The following is a 17,278-nucleotide window of genomic DNA, read 5'->3' as shown; positions in this document are numbered from 1 at the left end:
ATTTTAAAATTTGAAATCAAATCAATTTTTTTCGTATGATATTCTTAGCATGAGGATTTGTATACTTTGTCAACAGTCTGAGGAGAAAATTATTTCTCCTTTTTTATTTTTAATTTGGGTATAAAAATAATGTAATATTTATTATAGAAAGGAGAAGTATGTTAGGGGATATTTTATTGGCTCTGTCATTTACGCTTGCATTTATATGTATAGTTGCTATAATTTTTACTGATAAAAAAATTTTATTTACTCTTATAGCAATAGCTTTATTTATATATTTTTACAAGTCAAATCTTGACAGGGGCGAAGCAGATATGATGACAATAATAGCTTTTATATCGGGCATTTTGTTACTTGCTATTGAGCTATTTGTACCTGGTTTTGGTATTATGGGAATTTCGGGTATTATTTTAACGACATATTCGCTAATTGATAGTTTTGATAATTCCCTATTTGGAATTTTGATTTTACTAATTACTGCGGCATCAATTTTTTTGAGTGTAACAATTTTTGTAAGATTAGGATTTTCTGCAAATTTATTTGACAAGGCTGTTCTAGTTAATACTCAAACTAAGGAAAGAGGATATAATTCCAAAAAAGATTATACATATCTTTTAGGAAAAAAAGGAAAAACGATAAGTATTTTAAGACCTACAGGAAGAATTACAATTGATGGAAAAATTTATGATGGAAAAACTTATGGAGATTTCATCAAAAAAGATGTAGGAATAGAAGTTGTAGAAATAAAAGATGGACATATTTATGTTAAGGAGGATATATAATGCCGATAATAATACCAGCTTTAGTAGTAATTTTTTTAATAGTATTTTTGACACTTGTGCCAATTGGTTTGTGGATTACAGCAAGATCATCTGGAGTGCCAGTTTCAATGGGCTCACTTGTTGCAATGAGATTTAGAAGAATTAATCCAAGTCATATAGTTTATGCTTTGATTAAATCTCATCAAGCAGGAATTCAAATTTCAAGTTCTGATTTGGAAAGTCATTTTCTATCAGGAGGAGATGTAAACCAAGTTGTAGATGCCTTGATTGCAGCAGAAAGAGCAAATATTGATTTGAATTTTCAACAAGCAGCAGCAATGAATCTTGCAGGAAGAAATGTTTTTGAAGCAGTCCAAGTTTCTGTAAATCCAAAAGTAATAAATACACCAACCATAGCAGCCGTTGCAAAAAACGGAATTGAAGTCAAAGTTATTGCAAAAGTTACTGTAAGAGCAAATATCGAAAGACTTGTAGGAGGAGCTGGCGAAGAAACAATTATAGCAAGAGTAGGCGAAGGAATTGTAACAACGGTTGGTTCATCAGATACGCACGCAGAAGTTTTAGAAAATCCAGATAATATTTCACAAACAGTTCTAATGAAAGGACTTGATAGCGGTACAGCATTTGAAATTCTTTCAATAGATATTGCAGATGTAGATATAGGACGTAATGTTGGAGCAGAATTACAAAGAGATCAAGCAGAAGCAGATAAAAATATAGCCCAAGCGAAAGCCGAAGAAAGACGTGTCCAAGCTATAGCGCTTGAACAAGAAAACAGAGCGAAAGTAGTAGAAGCCCAATCAAAAGTTCCACTAGCAATTGCAAGAGCACTAGAAAGCGGAAATCTTGGAGTTTTAGATTATTATAATATGAAAAATATAAACGCCGACACTCAAATGAGAAATAAAATATCAGAAACTGATAGCAGAGATGAAATTTAATGGCAAAAGATAATTTAAAAACCAAGTTTTATAAATTTATTTATCTTCTTGATAAAGAAAATAATAAAGAAGAAGGAAAAGATACACCAGATTTTGATACTTGGTTAAAAAATATAGAGAAAAAAGAAAATAATAATCTAAAAAAACAAAAAAAATTAAAAAAGAAGATGACATTTGGACAAGCTATGTCATCACTTGCAAAAGATACAAAAAATAAATCCAATAACAAAAAAACATACACAAATGATTACCAAAGATTTGAAAGAAAAAATCAACAAGCTTACAATGAAAAAAAAGTAAGTGCAAAAAAATCATACAAAAAAACCGAACAAATTTCAAAAAATCAAATCGAAGATTATTGGAAAGAAAATGAAAAAATAAAATTAGAAAAAAATGAATTAAAAAAGGCGATTATCTATTCAGAAATAATAGGAAAGCCAAAAGCAAAAAGATGAGTTTCTCATCTTTTTTCTTTTGCAACTAAGATGGTATAATAAACTAAAGGAGTGATTAAAATTAAGGATATTATAGAAATAAATAATACCGAAATAATTATGGGTTTATTCGGTAATTTTGATAAAAATAGAAAATATATTGAAAACAGATTTGATGTAAAAATTAAAACTGAAAATGGAAATATAAGTTTAAATGGAGAAGAGGTTAATTTAAATCTTGTAAAAAAACTTATTGAAGAAATTATTCAAGTAATAAAAAAAGAAGGAAATATTGACTATCAAAAATTAAAATATTTTTCTGATATGCTTGTTCGTGAAAACAAGGAAGTTATAAAATCTTCTCTTGATAAAGTTATTGTTACAACAGCAAATGGCAAACCAATTAAGCCAAAAACTTTAGGTCAAAAATCTTACGTTAATATGATTGAAAATAATGATGTGGTTTTTGGAATTGGACCTGCAGGAACTGGAAAAACTTATTTGGCTGTTGCAATGGCGATAAGAGCTTTTAAAAATAATGAGGTAAATAGAATTATTCTTACAAGACCTGCCGTTGAAGCGGGAGAGAGTTTGGGATTTTTGCCGGGAGATTTGCAAGATAAGGTTGATCCATATTTAAGACCTCTTTATGATGCACTTTTTGAAATTTTTGGTTTTGAAACTTATCAAAATTTAGTTGAAAAGGGCGTAATCGAAGTTGCTCCTCTTGCTTATATGAGAGGAAGAACTCTTGATAATTCTTTTGTAATTTTGGATGAAGCGCAAAATACAACTTTTGAGCAAATGAAGATGTTTTTGACAAGACTTGGCTATGGGTCAAAAGCTATTATAACTGGAGATATAACTCAAATCGACCTTCCTCGTGGAAAAAATTCTGGTTTGAAATCCGCATCAAGAATTCTTAGAAATGTTAGAGGAATAGAATTTATGGAATTTACTGCAATTGATGTAGTAAGACATCCTTTAGTTCAAAGAATAATTGAAGCTTATGATAAGGCAGATAAGGAAAAAGAAAAAAATGAATTTAATAATAAATAATGAAACAAAAGAAGAAGTAAACATTGAAAAATATCTTGAAAAAGTTATTAGAGAAGTTTTAAAGCTTGAAGATATTGATGAGAAAAAATGTGAAATATCTCTTTCTTTTGTTGATGAGGAAAAAATAAGACAATTAAATAGAGATTTTAGGTCAATTGATAGGGCTACTGACGTTTTATCATTTCCAATTGAAGATTTTTTTAATGAAGATAGGGAAAATATATTGAAAAAGCCCTATCTTATGCTTGGGGATGTTGTAATTTGTCTTGATGTTGCAAGAAAGCAAGCAGATGATTTGGGACATTCTTTTGAAAGGGAAATAATGTATTTAACTTGCCATTCAATTTTTCATCTATTAGGCTATGACCATATAGAAGATGATGATAAAAAAATTATGAGAGCTAAGGAAAAAGAAGTTATGAAAAATCTTGGAGTATTCAAATGAAAGATGAAAAACAATTAATTGAAGAAATAAAAGACCAAGTAAAAAAAGAATTAAAAGAAGAAAAGAAAAAAGAAGATGAGGATGAAAAATATATTCCAAAAGCAAAAAGTCCTGGGGAAAAATTTGTAAAAGGATTTGATTATGCATTTGAGGGCTTGGTTTTTGCAATAAACAATGAAAAAAATATGAAATTTCATGTCCTAACTTCTATTCTTGTTTTATTTATTTCTTTGTTCTTAAATGTTTCAAGAGTAGAGATGATGTTTTTGGTTTTTTCAATTGCCTTTGTAATTTCTTGTGAGCTTTTAAATACTTCTTTGGAACAAGCTGTAAATCTTGGCGGTGGAGGAAAAAAATCAAAAGAGGCAAAAGCAAGTAAAGACTTATCTGCGGCAGCCACTTTTGTGTCAGCTATGAACACACTTTTTATTGCTTATTTGGTATTTTTTGATAAGGTTGCAAATTTTTCATCATCAGTTGTACTAAGAATTTCAAGAAGACCATCCCATCTTGCCCTTATAACTGTATCAATTGTAATAATTTCTACCATATTTTTTAAAGGAATTTTTTACAAGGGCCATGGAACAGCTTTTCATGGTGGATTTGTTTCAGGACACACATCAATTGCCTTTTGCCTTGCTACAATTGGCTCAATGAGAATTGATGAAGGATTTTTGATTTTTGTATTTTATGGTCTTGCAATTATAGTTGCAGAAAGTCGTTTTGAGGCAAATATCCATTCTCTTCCAGAAATTATAAGAGGAGCGATTTTGGGAACGGCGACAGCTTTATTAATATTTGGAGTATTTTCATGAAAAAAGATTTAAAAGAATTAATACAAATTGCTATAGAAAATAAAAAAAATTCTTATTCGCCTTATTCAAAATTTAGGGTATCAAGTGTTGTATTGACAAAAAAAGGAAATATTTACAAGGGAGTAAATATAGAAAATGCAGCTTATTCAGTGACAATTTGTGCGGAAAGATCTGCACTTGCAGGGGCAATAAGCGCAGGCGATAAAGAAATTGATACAATAATTATTACAGGGGATAGTAATATGACTTATCCTTGCGGAGTTTGCAGGCAATTTATGGCAGAGTTTTTAGATTCTGATTCAAAAATTGTAATAGCAAATTCAACCAATGATTATAAGATATATGGACTTGATGATATTCTTCCATATAACTTTTCAAAAAAAGATTTGGAGGAAAAATGAAATCAGGTTTTGTATCGGTAGTAGGAAGGGCAAATGTAGGAAAATCTACTTTGATGGAAAAAATATTGGGAGAAAAAATCTCAATAATTTCAAATAAACCCCAAACTACTAGAGATGAAATAAAAATAATATATAATGACGAAAATTCACAAATAATTTTCTTGGACACACCAGGTATCCAAACGCCAAGAAATAAACTTCAAGAACATTTGCTAGAAGTTTCAGAAGATAGCCTAAAAGATTCTGATATAGTGACATTTATTGTTGACAATTCTCTAACAATTGGAAGACTTGATAAGATGATTTTGGAAATTTTAGAAAAAGTAAATGCCCCAAAAATTCTTCTTATAAATAAATGTGATCTTTTAGAAGAAGGAGAAATTGAACAAATTAAAAGAACTTACATAGGCTTAAATTCTTTTGATTATATAATTCCAATTTCAGCTTTAAACGATGAAAATATTGGAAAATATATAGAAACAGTAAAAGAAATATTGCCAGAAGGGCCTCTTTATTATCCATCAGATATGATAACTGACAAAAACGAAAGATTTATTGTGTCAGAAATTATCAGGGAAAAAGCTTTGAAAAATTTATCAAACGAAATCCCTCACGGAATTTTTGTAAGAATTGACCAATTTAAAAAAAGAGAAGACAAAAATTTATATGACATATACGCAAGTCTTATTTTGGAAAGACCAAGTCACAAGGAAATAGTAATAGGAAAAAACGGTAGTAAAATTAAAAAAATCGGCATGGAAGCAAGATGCGAAATTGAAGTTTTTATGGATAGCAAAATTAATTTGAAATTGTGGGTTAAGGTCGAAAAAGATTGGCGTAAAAAACAAAAATTGGTGGATAGGTTTGGTTACAAGTGATAATTCAAATGTAGAAGGATTTGTTTTAAGAGAATTTTCCTACAAAGAGTCAAGCAAAATCATAGAAATTTTTTCAAAAGATATGGGAAAAATTTCCATAATTGCTAAGGGAGTTTTAAATAAAAAAAATTCAAATCTTTCTTCAACTCAAAGATTTGTAAAAGCCTCATACAATCTTTATAAGTCTGGAGAAAAATTTTTTGGAATAAGAGATGCGTCATTATTAAAATCTTATTCGAAATCAAATAAAAATTTTGATATAATAATATACAAATCGGCAATTTGTGATTTGCTATTAAAAACAATTGATTATGACCAAAAAGACTTAGTTTACAATTTGTTGGACAAGACTTTTGACAGTTTTGAAAAAGCAAGTGAAAATTATTTAAATATTTTTCTTTGCTTTTTATTAAAGTACATATCTTTTTCAGGTTTTAAACCAAATTTAAAAGAATGTTCCTTGTGCGGATCAAAAATTAATCCTAGTGATGCTTATTTTTCTATAAAAGATGGGGGCATAGTTTGTTCATCTTGCAAGAAAATAAAAAAGGATATAGTATATCTTACAAGAGAAGAATATTTGTATATTTTAAAATTAATCTATACTCCAACTGATGAGGTTTCAAAGATTAATTTAAATATTGAAAAGGAAAAAATTATAAATTTGATAGTAAGCTATGTATTGAGATGTTTGGAAATTAGAAAATTTAGCTCACTTGATTGGGTAATGAAATTAGTCAAATAATAGGAGAAAAAATGTATTTTGAAGATTTAATGCTAAAATTAATAAAATATTGGGAAGAACAAGGTGCATCAATTATGCTTCCTTATGATTTGGAAAAAGGTGCAGGAACAATGAATCCTCATACTTTTTTGAGATCTTTGGGAAAAGAACCTTGGAAAGTTGTTTATGTAGAACCATCAAGAAGACCAGCTGATGGTAGGTATGGAGAAAATCCAAATAGATTATACCAACATCATCAACTACAAGTTTTACTTAAACCAACTCCAGAAAATATTCAAGATTTATATTTAAAAAGTCTTGAGGTAATTGGAATTAATCCAAAAGAACACGACATAAGATTTGTAGAAGACAATTGGCAATCACCAACTCTTGGAGCTTGGGGACTTGGCTGGGAAGTTTGGCTTGATGGAATGGAAATAACTCAATTTACTTATTTTCAACAAGTAGGCGGAATAAACTGCGAGCTTGAAAGTGGAGAAATAACCATGGGCCTTGAAAGAGTTTGTATGTATTTACAAAATGTAGATAATGTTTTTGATATTAAGTGGTCAAAAGATTTAAAATATTCAGATGTTTTCCAATTGCCAGAATATGAAAATTCAAAATATTCATTTGAAGATGCTGATAGCGAAGTTTTGGAAAAATTATTTGAAATTTATGAATCAGAAGCAAACAGATTAATTGACAAAGGTCTTGTGTATCCAGCTTATGATAACGTATTAAAATCATCCCACACTTTTAATACTTTGGATGCAATGGGTGCAATTTCTGCATCAGAAAGAAGTCACTATATTAAAAGAGTAAGAGATATTTCTAGTAAGGTTGCAAAATCTTATATTGAAAAAAGAGAAGAACTAGGATATCCACTTTTAAGAAAGGATAAGTAATGAGCAAATATTTATTAGAAATAGGAGTTGAAGAATTTCCTTCAGCTTATATAAATTCGACAAAAGAACAGCTTGAAGAAAAATTCAAAAAATTAATTGAAGAAAATAAATTAAGCGTAGAAGAAATAAAAGTAGAATCCACTCCAAGAAGATTTGCAATTTTACTTGATGGACTTGAAGAAAATAAATCAAACGAACTTATTAGTGTAAAGGGACCTTCTAAAAAAATTGCCTACGACCAAGAAGGTAATCCATCAAAAGCACTTTTGGGATTTTTGAGAGGACAAAAAGCAGAAGTTTCTGATGTAATTATCAAAGATTTTAAGGGCGAAGAATATATTTATGTAGAAAAAAAAGAAGAAAGTCCTTCAATAAAAGAAGTTTTACAAAAAAATATGTATGATTTAGTGAAATCATTAAATTTCCCAAGATCTATGAGGTGGGGAGGAAGATCAATTAGATTTGCAAGACCAATCAGATATTTTCTATCCTTATTAGATAATGAAATTTTGGAATTTGATGCTGAAGGAATTAAAGTATCAAATACAACAAAAGGCCACAGGGTTTTAGGAAAAAGTGAAATTCTTGTAGAAAAAATTGAAAATTATGTAGAGTTACTTAGAGAAAATTATGTAATTCTTTCTTACAAAGAAAGAAGAGAAATAATTTTAAGAGGTCTTAATCGCTATGCCAAAGAAATTGGTGGAAAATTTTTAAAAGACGAAGACTTACTTGAAGAAGTTATAAATATTGTCGAATATCCTACAGTTTTGATGGGAGAGCTTGATCAAGAATATTTAAAATTACCAAAAGAAGTAATTGTAACTCCAATGAAAGATCATCAAAGATATTTTCCAATTGTAGATGATAATGAAAAATTAATGCCATATTTCTTGCTTGTAAGAAATGGGGATGATTTTGCAAAAGAAAATGTAATTAATGGAAACAAAAAAGTTCTTACTGCAAGGCTTGAAGATGCAAAATTTTTCTATGATATAGATAATAATAAAAAATTAGAGGATTATGTGGAAGAGCTTAATAGATTGACATTTTTTGAAGGACTTGGTTCAGTTTATCAAAAAACTGAAAGACTTATTTCGCTTTCAAAAAATTATCTTGATGAATTTAAGCTTGGAGAAGATGTTTCAGATAATTTATTAAGAGCAGCCTATCTTTCAAAGGCAGATCTTGTAACAAAAATGGTTATAGAATTTACAGAACTTCAAGGAACAATGGGAAGAATTTATGCAATAAATTCAGGAGAAAACAGCCAAGTTGCAAATGCAATTGAAGAAGCCTATAAGCCTAGAAGCTCAGAAGATTCACTACCAAAATCAGTTGCAGGAATTGTTTTATCAATCGCTGATAAAATTGATACAATAGCTGGACTTTATATAATAGAAAATTATGTAACAGGAAGCCAAGATCCTTTTGGACTTAGAAGATCAGCAATTGGAGTTATAAATATAATTGCAGATAATAAAATTGATGTTGATTTGAAGGATTTAATCAAAGATGCCCTTTTTGTTTATACAGAGAAAAATGAAATTTCTTTTGATTATGATAAAACTTTAGAAAAAATAGTAGAATTTTTCATCGATAGACTTAAAAATATGCTCATAGACAAGGGCTTCCGATATGATTTTGTAAATGCAGTTCTTGCTACTGGAGAAACAAATATTTTATCAGTTATAGAAAAAGTAAAATCTGTTGAAGAATTTGTAGAAAAAGAAAATAGCGAAGAAATTCTAAATTATTTTACAAGAATCAATAATTTTACCAAGGATTTTGAAAATACAGAAGTTAATGTAGAAATGCTTGACCAAGGTTTAGAAAAACAATACTACGACCTTATAGAAAATTTGGATTGCGAAAAATATTTAAGCCAAAAATTATATACAAAAGCCCTAGAAGAAATTGCATCTACTATGGACCTTGGTAATGAATATTTGGATAATACAATGATAATGGTTGAAGATGAACAGTTGAAAAATAATAGGTTGGCACTATTAAATAAACTAGCAACAAATATTTCTAGAATATTTAATATAAAAGATTTAGTTAAATAGGTGATAGTATGGATTGTGATGTATTGAATGTTTATATAATCAGTGATTCCACTGGAGCAACAGCAGAAACATTTGTAAAATCAGTAATAACTCATTTTCCAAATGTAAATTTTGAAGTTAATAGAAAATTTAATATTGATAGTGAAAATAAAATTAACAAAATTGTTGAAAAAATTCCTGAAGATTCAATAATAATCCAAACTATAGCTGAGAAAAAACTTGAAGAATATTTGAAACAAAAAGCTAAAAAAGAAAATATAAAAGTTATAGATATATTAGGGCCAGCTCTTTCACTTTTTGAAGAAGTTACAGGGCAAAAAGCTCTAAGAGAGAAAAAACTCACAAGAAAATTATCTGATGATTATTTTTCAATGATAGAGTCCATAGAATTTGCCGTAAAATATGACGATGGAAAAGATCCAAGAGGAATAAAAGAGGCAGATATTTTACTACTTGGAGTTTCAAGAACATCAAAAACACCTGTGACTATGCTTCTTGCAACAAAAGATTATAAAGTTTTTAATCTTCCTTTGGTTCCAGAAATAAGACTTCCAGAAGAAGTTTTCGAAATTGATCCAAAAAGAATCATAGGTCTTACTATTGATCCTAATAAATTATCAAAAATTAGAGAAGATAGGTCAAAAGGCCTTGGCTTAAAATCAAAAAGCGAATATTTTGATAAGGAAAGAATCAATAGAGAATTAAAATACGCAAAGGGAGTTTTTGAAGATTTGGATTGTAAAGTTTTTGATGTAACATTAAAGACAATAGAACAAACAGCCACGGACGTTCTAGAATATTACAAAAAGAATTTTTCTTAAAAAATATGCTGCTTTTGCAGCTTATTTTTTATGTGGAGGAGGCTTATGGAAAATACAAAACTTATTTTATCAAGACGACTTATTATTAGAAAATTTGAAAAGGAAGATTTAGAAAAAAATCTGGAATTTATAAAAGATTCAAAATTTTTCTATTTTACAAATTTAGAAACAAAAGAAGAAGTAATCGAAAAAGTCTCAAAATTTTATAAAGAAAAAGAAGACTATAATTTTTGGCATATAGTAAAAAAAGGAACAAATGATTCAATAGGAGTTATAAAAGCTTTCGAAAAAAATGATGGAGTTGGACTTTTTATAATTATAAATAAATCACTAAGAAACAGAGGATATGCAAGAGAAGCCCTTGAGGTAGTCATAGATTATTTCTTTACCCTTGGCGAGAAAAAAGAAATTTATTTAAAAGCAGAAAAAAATAATGGAGCTTTTAAATCTATTATAGAAAATTTACACTTTAAAAAGTATGATGAAGATATAAAGTATAGCTACTACAAGATGGATAATCTTGATTATATGAAATATTTTGCAATATTTGGAGAAATATAGGAGGGATAGATGGAAAAAAAATCCGAAATTATGGTGTTGGACTTTGGTGGCCAATATAACCAACTTATTGTAAGAAGAATAAGAGAAATGGGAGTCTATGCATCACTTCATGATTGTGATGTGGATTTAAAAACTCTTGATCTTGAAAATTTGGACGGAATAATTTTGACAGGCGGCCCACAATCAATTCACAGTGACGATAGTCTAAAATTAAATCCAGAAATTTTAAATTTAAACGTGCCAGTTCTTGGGATTTGCTATGGCATGCAAGCTTTAGCTTATCATTTTGATGGAGAAATAAGCGAAGCAGAAAAAGGAGAATACGGAAAAACTCCTTTATTTGTTGACCAAAGATCAAAATTATATGAAAATGTAGCACAAGAATCAATAATTTGGATGAATCACAGAGATCAAGTCACAAAAATTGCAGATGGATTCAAAAAAACTGCTTGGACATTGAACTGTCCAATAGCAGGATTTGAAAACGAAGAAAAAAATATCTACGCCGTACAATTTCATCCAGAAGTTGCCCATTCAGAATACGGATTTCAAATATTAGAAAATTTCGTTTTAAATATTTGTAAAGCAAAAAAGACTTGGATAATGAAAGATTTAGCCAAAGAAACCATAGAAAATATAAAAGAAAAATATGCTGGAGAAAAAATGATTTGTGGATTATCTGGTGGAGTAGATTCAACAATAGCAGCGACACTTGTACACAAAGCAATAGGAAATGATCTTCAATGCATATTTGTAGACCATGGTTTATTAAGAAAAGACGAAGCAAAATCCGTTATGGAACAATACAAAAAAATTGGACTAAACGTAAAAATGGTTGATGCTTCAAAAGAATTTCTTGATTTACTAAAAGGCGTAGAAGAACCAGAAGAAAAAAGAAAAATAATAGGAAACCACTTTATAGAAGTTTTCGAAAGAGAAGCCAAAAAATTTGGCGATGCAAAATATTTAGTACAAGGAACAATTTATCCAGACGTAATAGAAAGCGGAAAAGGAAAAGGTTCAGTAATAAAATCCCATCACAACGTAGGTGGACTTCCAGAAGATATGCTTTTTGAAGGCGTAGTAGAACCACTAAGAGAACTCTTCAAAGACGAAGTAAGAGCGCTTGGAGAAAGCATAGGCGTTCCAGAAGAAATGGTATGGAGACAACCATTCCCAGGACCAGGACTTGCAATAAGAGTGTTGGGAGATATAACAGAAGAAAAATTAGAAATAGTTAGAGAAACCGACGCAATCCTAAGAGAAGAAGTAAAAAATGCAGGATTAGACAGAGAAATTTGGCAATATTTCACAGTATTTACCCCACTAAGAACAGTAGGAGTAAAAGGCGACGAAAGATCTTACGACTACGTAGTAGTAGTAAGAGCAGTATCAAGCAAAGATGCAATGACAGTAGAAGCCTTCGATATGCCATACGAACTCCAACAAACCCTATCAAATAGAATGATAAACGAAGTAAAAGGAGTAGGAAGAATAGTCTACGACATAACCTCAAAACCACCAGGAACAATTGAATGGGAATAGTAGCAAAATTTTCTAAAATGGCTTAATTACAAGCTATATAGAGAATGAAAAATGGCTACTGGTACTCAAATGGTACTGGAAGCAAAAAAGAATAATTTAAATAATAGTTCCAAGTGGTTTACATTTGGACAAAAAATTAGACCGTAGTTTTTAAGCTGCGGTCTTTTTGCGTACATATTTTTATAATAATACTATATGACAAAACCTAAACATAAATTCATAAAAATAGCTATCATGAATAGCTTTATAAAAAATGATTAAAATTAATTGGTAAAATTAGATTATTAATTAATTTAGCAAATAATTATATAATACGACAATAAATTGTTAGTTTAGAATTCTAGCTTTATCGCAAATCTGATATAATAATTATATTACAAGAGGACTGGAATGAGCCGATAAATCTAATCAGAAATAATTGAATTAAAAGGAAAATACACAGATACGATTACAAAGGAAATAGTATCTTTCCTTAATGGTGCAGGAGGATCTATTATTATCGGAGTAAAAGATGATGGTGTTGTGGTTGGTGTTGACAAAATTGATGAAATTCTTAGAAAAATATCTGATATTATAACAACTAAAATAGAACCGAACCCACAAGAAGAAATAAGTTCAGAAATTAAAATTTGATGATTGAAAAACTCTAATAGTAATTCATATAAATAAAGGTCATCATCATATTTATTGTCAAAAGAAATATGGATTCTCTTCTACTGGTTGCACAATACGAATCGGAACAACCTGTAAAGAGATGACACCGGAACAGATAAAAATTCGATATGAGAAAAAATTTATAGTTAATGAATACATGCTTAAGAAAAGATCAAATTCATCAGATTTATCCTTTAGAGAGCTTAGGATATATTACTCTGAAAAAGATTACCATTTAGAAGATAAATCTTTTGAAACTAATTTGAATTTAAGAAATGAAGATGGGGAATATAATTTATTAGCAGAATTATTATCTGATAGAAATAATATTCCGTTTATTTTTGTGAAATTTCAAGGATAGAATAAAGCTTCTATATCTGAAAGAAGCGACTATGGTTATGGATGCATATTAACTACTTATGAAAAAATAAAAAGCAGATTGCGGGCTGAAAATATATGTATTTCTGAAACGACAGTAAGGCCAAGAAAGGACACATATTTATTTGATTTTGACTGTGTAAATTAGGCGATTCTAAATGCTTTAGTTCATAACGATTGGACAATTACCGTGCCGCAGATTTCAATGTTTAATGATAGACTTTATATATTATCACATGGTGGACTTCCTAATGGAATGACAAAAGACCAATTTTTTGATGGAATAAGTAAGCCTAGAAACGAAACATTGATGAGGATATTTCTAAATATGGGACTAATTGAACACACCGTACATGGGATTCCTACGATTGTAGAAAAATATGGGAAAGATGTTTTTGAAATTGAAAGCAACTATATTAGATGCACCATACCTTTTGAACAAGAAGTAATTGACCAAATAGACAACAAAAATGTCGGTTTGAATGTCGGTTTGAATAAAACTGAGAAGAAAGTGATTGAACTTCTTATTGAAAATCCAATCTTGACATCAATTGAACTTTCAGAAAAAATAGGTGTAACAAAGAGAACTATCTAAAGAGCATTCAAATCTTTACAAGAAAAGAAAATGATAGAAGGAGTTGGATCAAAGCGTGATGGAAATTGGATTGTTGCGAGATGAAAATACCACTTTTAATTTCAGGTATATCAATTCAGATTTACTTTAATATGTTTAAATTTAAACCTGTAATAAGTTTTCAGATATATAATTACTAATAACAGTGATATAATTAGTCAAAATAGCTTTACAGTCTAGTTTTTAAAAGCTAAATAGATTTTATAAGGAGTAAAAGTAATGGATTATAAAAAGAAAAAGATATAATTTTAGCAATTTGCTATGACTTCGATAAGACACTTACGCCAGATGATATGCAAGCTCAAGGATTTATACAGTCCTTAGAACAGAACGTGGACGAATTTTGGAACGAATCTAATAAATTAGCAGAAGACAATGATATGGATCAAAATTTGGCATGGATGTACAAGATGGCCAAAGATTCCAGAGGTAAACATATTTTCAACAAGAAAACTCTTTTAGAATATGGAGCAAATGTTGAATTATTTCCAGGAGTCGAAGAATGGTTTGACAGAATAAATAACTATGGAAAAGAAAAAAGCATTCAAGTTGAACATTATATAATTTCATCAGGCTTAAAAGAAATGATTGAAGGAACTAAAATAGCAAGCCACTTTAAAAAGATATACGCAAGTTCATTTTATTACGATGCCGATGGTGTCGCTGTCTGGCCAGCACAATGCATAAACTATACGAGTAAGACCCAATTTCTCTTCAGAATAAAAAAAGGTGCTCTTGATATTAACGATACAAAGGTAAATGATTATTTTAAAGAAGATGAATACCGAGTTCCCTTCAGAAATATGGTCTATATAGGCGACAGTGATACAGATATACCATGTATGAAACTTGTATCTACAAATGGTGGCTACTCCATTGGCGTCCACGGAAAAGATTCAAAAAATAAAGTTTTTAAGATGATAGAAGAAAACAGAATAAAATATTTTACAGAAGCCGATTACACTGAAGGATCAGAATTAGAAATATTAGTAAAAAATATTATAGATAGAACAGCTGCTAACGAAATTTTGGAGAGAAAAAATGCAGAATGCTTAAGAGAAATGAAGAGCGAAAGAACAAACAAGGATGAGAATTATATCAAAAAGGAAGATTTAATAGACCAATTAAGCGAAAGCCCATCATTTTCTAAAACCCATGAAATAATTAAAAAAATGAGCTCTATAGACTCTTGGGAAAGTAAACAAATTGAAAGAATATTAAAAATTGCTTTAGCTAATAATCAAGTTAGATATATTCTTAAGGATCACGATGTGAAAAATTTTATGAATATATTTGTACAAAATCAACAAGTCGTTTTTCTCAAGAAATAAAAGATATTATTGAATAGAATAATATTCTTTGGACATTCAAAAAACAGAAAAATTAATATATCAGATAATTAGATTATTTAATCCAAGAAAAATATAATATGACTTTTTTAAGGCACCTTTTTAAAATATAGGTGTCTATTTTAATGAATTTTACCTTGTTAGGGAGAACCCTAAGACCCCAAAAGATATAAGCAAAGGAGAAAATTATGGATAATAGAACAAGAAAAAATCAACTTAAAATATATTTAACAGACGACGAAAAAGAAATATTTGAAAAGAAAATGAAACTTGCAAATTGCAAAACAATGTCCCACTTTCTTAGAAAATGTGTATTAGAAAAAGAAATTTATATTGTAGACCTAGAACCATTTAGAGATCTTCAATGGTTACTTTCAAATGTAACAAATAATATAAACCAGATTGCAAAAGCTACTAATATGACTGGTGTTATTTATAAGAAAGATATTGATTATATGAGAGAAAAAATAGAAAAATTATCAAAAGAAATATGGGACATACATTCCCCGTTATTAAGAAAATAATTATCTAATTGGTTCGAGATAAGAGAATAAAAGCCTGTTAAAAGAATGGTTTTAATGGTATAATTAAGACAATATAGATAAATATAGGGAGTTGTTTCGAATATCTCATGTTAAAATTTAGTTATAAAAAATTGTTTAAAAAACTTATAGATTTAGAAATGAAAAGTACTGAACTTATGGACAAAGCACAAATAAGTAAAAGTACATTTTATAAAATAAAAAATGGACAAAATGTTACTACAGATGTGCTTTTAAGAATTTGCAATACATTGAATTGTGATATTTCAGATGTGATGGAATGTGTAGAGTTTGAAACAGAGGAGATAAAAGATGAAATTGATTAGTTTGTTTTCAGGAGCAGGTGGACTTGACTTAGGATTTCAAAAGGCGGGTTATGAGATAGTAGCAGCCAATGAATTTGACAAAACTATTTGGGAAACATATGAAAAAACCATGAAGCAAAATTGATAAAAGGCGATATATTTAAAATACCTTCAGATGAATTTCCAGAATGTGATGGGATAATAGGTGGACCACCTTGTCAATCATGGAGTGAAGCAGGATCCCTTAAAGGAATTAATGATCCTAGAGGACAACTATTTTATCAATATATCAGAATTTTAAAAGATAAGAAACCTAAATTTTTCCTTGCTGAAAATGTAAAAGGAATGATGGCAAAAAGACACAACTCTGCAGTAGAAAATATAGTTTCACAGTTTGAAGAAGCTGGATATGATGTATTTATACATTTATTAAATGCAAGTGACTATGGTGTTCCCCAAGATAGAAAAAGAGTCTTTTATGTAGGATTTAGAAAAGATTTGAATATTAGTTTTGATTTACCTCCTAAACCATACGATTATAAGTTGACATTTAGAGACGCCATTTATGACTTAAAAGATAACGCAATTCCTGCTTTAGAAAAGAATAAAACTAATGGTGATAATTGCAATTTTTCAAATCACGAATATTTTATAGGAGCATACTCTCCGATATTTATGAGTAGGAATAGAGTGCGTGATTGGGATGAACAAGCATTTACTGTTCAGGCTTCTGGTAGACAATGTCAATTGCATCCTCAAGCTCCTAAAATGATTAAAAAAGATAAGAATAAGCAAGTATTTGAACCAGGTAAGGAAGAGCTATATAGAAGATTGTCTGTTAGAGAATGTGCAAGGATACAAGGATTTCCAGATGATTTTAAATTCTATTATACAAATCTAAATGATGCCTATAAGATGATAGGAAATGCTGTTCCAGTAAATCTCGCTTATGAAATGGCTAAAGCCATTGACTTAGCACTTAATAAACCAAGTATATTTTCTTATCCTAAACAATTACAAATGATTTAGAGGT

The 17,278-nt window shown here is 29.3% G+C and carries 20 protein-coding genes and 1 pseudogene; all 21 read left to right on the top strand.

The window, feature by feature from the left end; genetic code table 11:
* The first annotated feature begins 158 nt into the window (after positions 1-158).
* Complete coding sequence (locus tag I6H46_RS01095) at positions 159-782, top strand: NfeD family protein (RefSeq protein ID WP_200225957.1); 624 nt, start codon at positions 159-161, stop codon at positions 780-782.
* Positions 782-1,723, top strand: a complete 942-nt coding sequence (gene floA / locus I6H46_RS01090) for a flotillin-like protein FloA (RefSeq protein WP_019118481.1) — start codon at positions 782-784, stop codon at positions 1,721-1,723. Before I6H46_RS01095 ends, floA begins: the two co-directional genes overlap by 1 nt.
* Positions 1,723-2,178 carry a hypothetical protein gene (locus I6H46_RS01085; protein ID WP_070605878.1) on the top strand — a complete coding sequence of 152 codons (456 nt, stop codon included), beginning with the start codon at positions 1,723-1,725 and terminating at the stop codon, positions 2,176-2,178. Before floA ends, I6H46_RS01085 begins: the two co-directional genes overlap by 1 nt.
* Before the next feature lie 99 nt (positions 2,179-2,277).
* Entirely contained in the window at positions 2,278-3,216 is a 939-nt protein-coding gene (locus I6H46_RS01080; protein ID WP_019118478.1) for a PhoH family protein, read from the top strand.
* Positions 3,197-3,661: an rRNA maturation RNase YbeY gene (ybeY, locus tag I6H46_RS01075; protein WP_019118477.1), complete on the top strand. Its 465-nt coding sequence runs from the start codon at positions 3,197-3,199 to the stop codon at positions 3,659-3,661. The genes I6H46_RS01080 and ybeY overlap by 20 nt, the downstream gene beginning before the upstream one ends.
* Complete coding sequence (locus I6H46_RS01070) at positions 3,658-4,476, top strand: diacylglycerol kinase (protein ID WP_019118476.1); 819 nt, start codon at positions 3,658-3,660, stop codon at positions 4,474-4,476. Before ybeY ends, I6H46_RS01070 begins: the two co-directional genes overlap by 4 nt.
* Positions 4,473-4,877 (top strand): cytidine deaminase, encoded by a 405-nt coding sequence (gene cdd / locus I6H46_RS01065; protein WP_019118475.1) that lies wholly within the window; start codon positions 4,473-4,475, stop codon positions 4,875-4,877. The genes I6H46_RS01070 and cdd overlap by 4 nt, the downstream gene beginning before the upstream one ends.
* A complete protein-coding gene (gene era, locus I6H46_RS01060; protein WP_019118474.1) occupies positions 4,874-5,755 on the top strand; it encodes a GTPase Era in 882 nt (293 codons plus the stop codon). The genes cdd and era overlap by 4 nt, the downstream gene beginning before the upstream one ends.
* A complete protein-coding gene (recO, locus tag I6H46_RS01055) occupies positions 5,742-6,500 on the top strand; it encodes a DNA repair protein RecO (RefSeq protein WP_019118473.1) in 759 nt (252 codons plus the stop codon). The genes era and recO overlap by 14 nt, the downstream gene beginning before the upstream one ends.
* An 11-nt stretch (positions 6,501-6,511) precedes the next feature.
* Positions 6,512-7,387, top strand: coding sequence for a glycine--tRNA ligase subunit alpha (gene glyQ, locus I6H46_RS01050; protein WP_019118472.1), 876 nt, complete (start codon positions 6,512-6,514; stop codon positions 7,385-7,387).
* Positions 7,387-9,456, top strand: coding sequence for a glycine--tRNA ligase subunit beta (glyS, locus tag I6H46_RS01045; RefSeq protein ID WP_019118471.1), 2,070 nt, complete (start codon positions 7,387-7,389; stop codon positions 9,454-9,456). Before glyQ ends, glyS begins: the two co-directional genes overlap by 1 nt.
* Before the next feature lie 8 nt (positions 9,457-9,464).
* Complete coding sequence (locus I6H46_RS01040) at positions 9,465-10,277, top strand: pyruvate, water dikinase regulatory protein (RefSeq protein WP_019118470.1); 813 nt, start codon at positions 9,465-9,467, stop codon at positions 10,275-10,277.
* A 45-nt stretch (positions 10,278-10,322) separates the two neighbouring features.
* Positions 10,323-10,838, top strand: coding sequence for a GNAT family N-acetyltransferase (locus I6H46_RS01035; protein ID WP_019118469.1), 516 nt, complete (start codon positions 10,323-10,325; stop codon positions 10,836-10,838).
* A 9-nt stretch (positions 10,839-10,847) separates the two neighbouring features.
* Entirely contained in the window at positions 10,848-12,383 is a 1,536-nt protein-coding gene (gene guaA / locus I6H46_RS01030; RefSeq protein WP_200225954.1) for a glutamine-hydrolyzing GMP synthase, read from the top strand.
* Between the two features lie 414 nt (positions 12,384-12,797).
* The gene (locus I6H46_RS10380; protein ID WP_081445744.1) at positions 12,798-13,016 is read left to right on the top strand and encodes an RNA-binding domain-containing protein; all 219 of its coding nucleotides are present in this window, start codon (positions 12,798-12,800) and stop codon (positions 13,014-13,016) included.
* A 178-nt stretch (positions 13,017-13,194) separates the two neighbouring features.
* Entirely contained in the window at positions 13,195-13,398 is a 204-nt protein-coding gene (locus I6H46_RS01020; RefSeq protein WP_081445743.1) for a hypothetical protein, read from the top strand.
* Between the two features lie 222 nt (positions 13,399-13,620).
* Positions 13,621-14,010: an ATP-binding protein gene (locus I6H46_RS01015; RefSeq protein WP_200225953.1), complete on the top strand. Its 390-nt coding sequence runs from the start codon at positions 13,621-13,623 to the stop codon at positions 14,008-14,010.
* Positions 14,011-14,342: 332 nt separating this feature from the next.
* A complete protein-coding gene (locus tag I6H46_RS01010) occupies positions 14,343-15,380 on the top strand; it encodes an HAD family hydrolase (protein WP_200225951.1) in 1,038 nt (345 codons plus the stop codon).
* 206 nt (positions 15,381-15,586) lie between these two features.
* A complete protein-coding gene (locus I6H46_RS01005) occupies positions 15,587-15,922 on the top strand; it encodes a plasmid mobilization protein (RefSeq protein ID WP_200225949.1) in 336 nt (111 codons plus the stop codon).
* A 107-nt stretch (positions 15,923-16,029) separates the two neighbouring features.
* Complete coding sequence (locus I6H46_RS01000) at positions 16,030-16,266, top strand: helix-turn-helix domain-containing protein (protein WP_004839263.1); 237 nt, start codon at positions 16,030-16,032, stop codon at positions 16,264-16,266.
* Positions 16,253-17,274 (top strand): annotated as a pseudogene (locus I6H46_RS00995) (DNA cytosine methyltransferase). The gene I6H46_RS01000 and the pseudogene I6H46_RS00995 overlap by 14 nt, the downstream one beginning before the upstream one ends.
* The last annotated feature ends 4 nt before the right edge of the window (positions 17,275-17,278 follow it).

It is taken from the genome of Anaerococcus obesiensis (assembly GCF_016599815.1).
Taxonomy (GTDB): Bacteria; Bacillota; Clostridia; order Tissierellales; family Peptoniphilaceae; genus Anaerococcus; species Anaerococcus vaginalis.
Note: the sequence above shows the minus strand (reverse complement) of the source record. Positions and strands in the feature narration are given on the sequence as shown.

Coding starts and splice junctions, on each gene's coding strand:
- I6H46_RS01095 (WP_200225957.1), top strand. CDS start 159: ATGTTAGGGGATATTTTATTGGCTCTGTCATTTACGCTTGCATTTATA.
- floA (WP_019118481.1), top strand. CDS start 782: ATGCCGATAATAATACCAGCTTTAGTAGTAATTTTTTTAATAGTATTT.
- I6H46_RS01085 (WP_070605878.1), top strand. CDS start 1,723: ATGGCAAAAGATAATTTAAAAACCAAGTTTTATAAATTTATTTATCTT.
- I6H46_RS01080 (WP_019118478.1), top strand. CDS start 2,278: ATGGGTTTATTCGGTAATTTTGATAAAAATAGAAAATATATTGAAAAC.
- ybeY (WP_019118477.1), top strand. CDS start 3,197: ATGAATTTAATAATAAATAATGAAACAAAAGAAGAAGTAAACATTGAA.
- I6H46_RS01070 (WP_019118476.1), top strand. CDS start 3,658: ATGAAAGATGAAAAACAATTAATTGAAGAAATAAAAGACCAAGTAAAA.
- cdd (WP_019118475.1), top strand. CDS start 4,473: ATGAAAAAAGATTTAAAAGAATTAATACAAATTGCTATAGAAAATAAA.
- era (WP_019118474.1), top strand. CDS start 4,874: ATGAAATCAGGTTTTGTATCGGTAGTAGGAAGGGCAAATGTAGGAAAA.
- glyQ (WP_019118472.1), top strand. CDS start 6,512: ATGTATTTTGAAGATTTAATGCTAAAATTAATAAAATATTGGGAAGAA.
- glyS (WP_019118471.1), top strand. CDS start 7,387: ATGAGCAAATATTTATTAGAAATAGGAGTTGAAGAATTTCCTTCAGCT.
- I6H46_RS01040 (WP_019118470.1), top strand. CDS start 9,465: ATGGATTGTGATGTATTGAATGTTTATATAATCAGTGATTCCACTGGA.
- I6H46_RS01035 (WP_019118469.1), top strand. CDS start 10,323: ATGGAAAATACAAAACTTATTTTATCAAGACGACTTATTATTAGAAAA.
- guaA (WP_200225954.1), top strand. CDS start 10,848: ATGGAAAAAAAATCCGAAATTATGGTGTTGGACTTTGGTGGCCAATAT.
- I6H46_RS01020 (WP_081445743.1), top strand. CDS start 13,195: ATGCTTAAGAAAAGATCAAATTCATCAGATTTATCCTTTAGAGAGCTT.
- I6H46_RS01015 (WP_200225953.1), top strand. CDS start 13,621: ATGTTTAATGATAGACTTTATATATTATCACATGGTGGACTTCCTAAT.
- I6H46_RS01010 (WP_200225951.1), top strand. CDS start 14,343: ATGCAAGCTCAAGGATTTATACAGTCCTTAGAACAGAACGTGGACGAA.
- I6H46_RS01005 (WP_200225949.1), top strand. CDS start 15,587: ATGGATAATAGAACAAGAAAAAATCAACTTAAAATATATTTAACAGAC.
- I6H46_RS01000 (WP_004839263.1), top strand. CDS start 16,030: ATGTTAAAATTTAGTTATAAAAAATTGTTTAAAAAACTTATAGATTTA.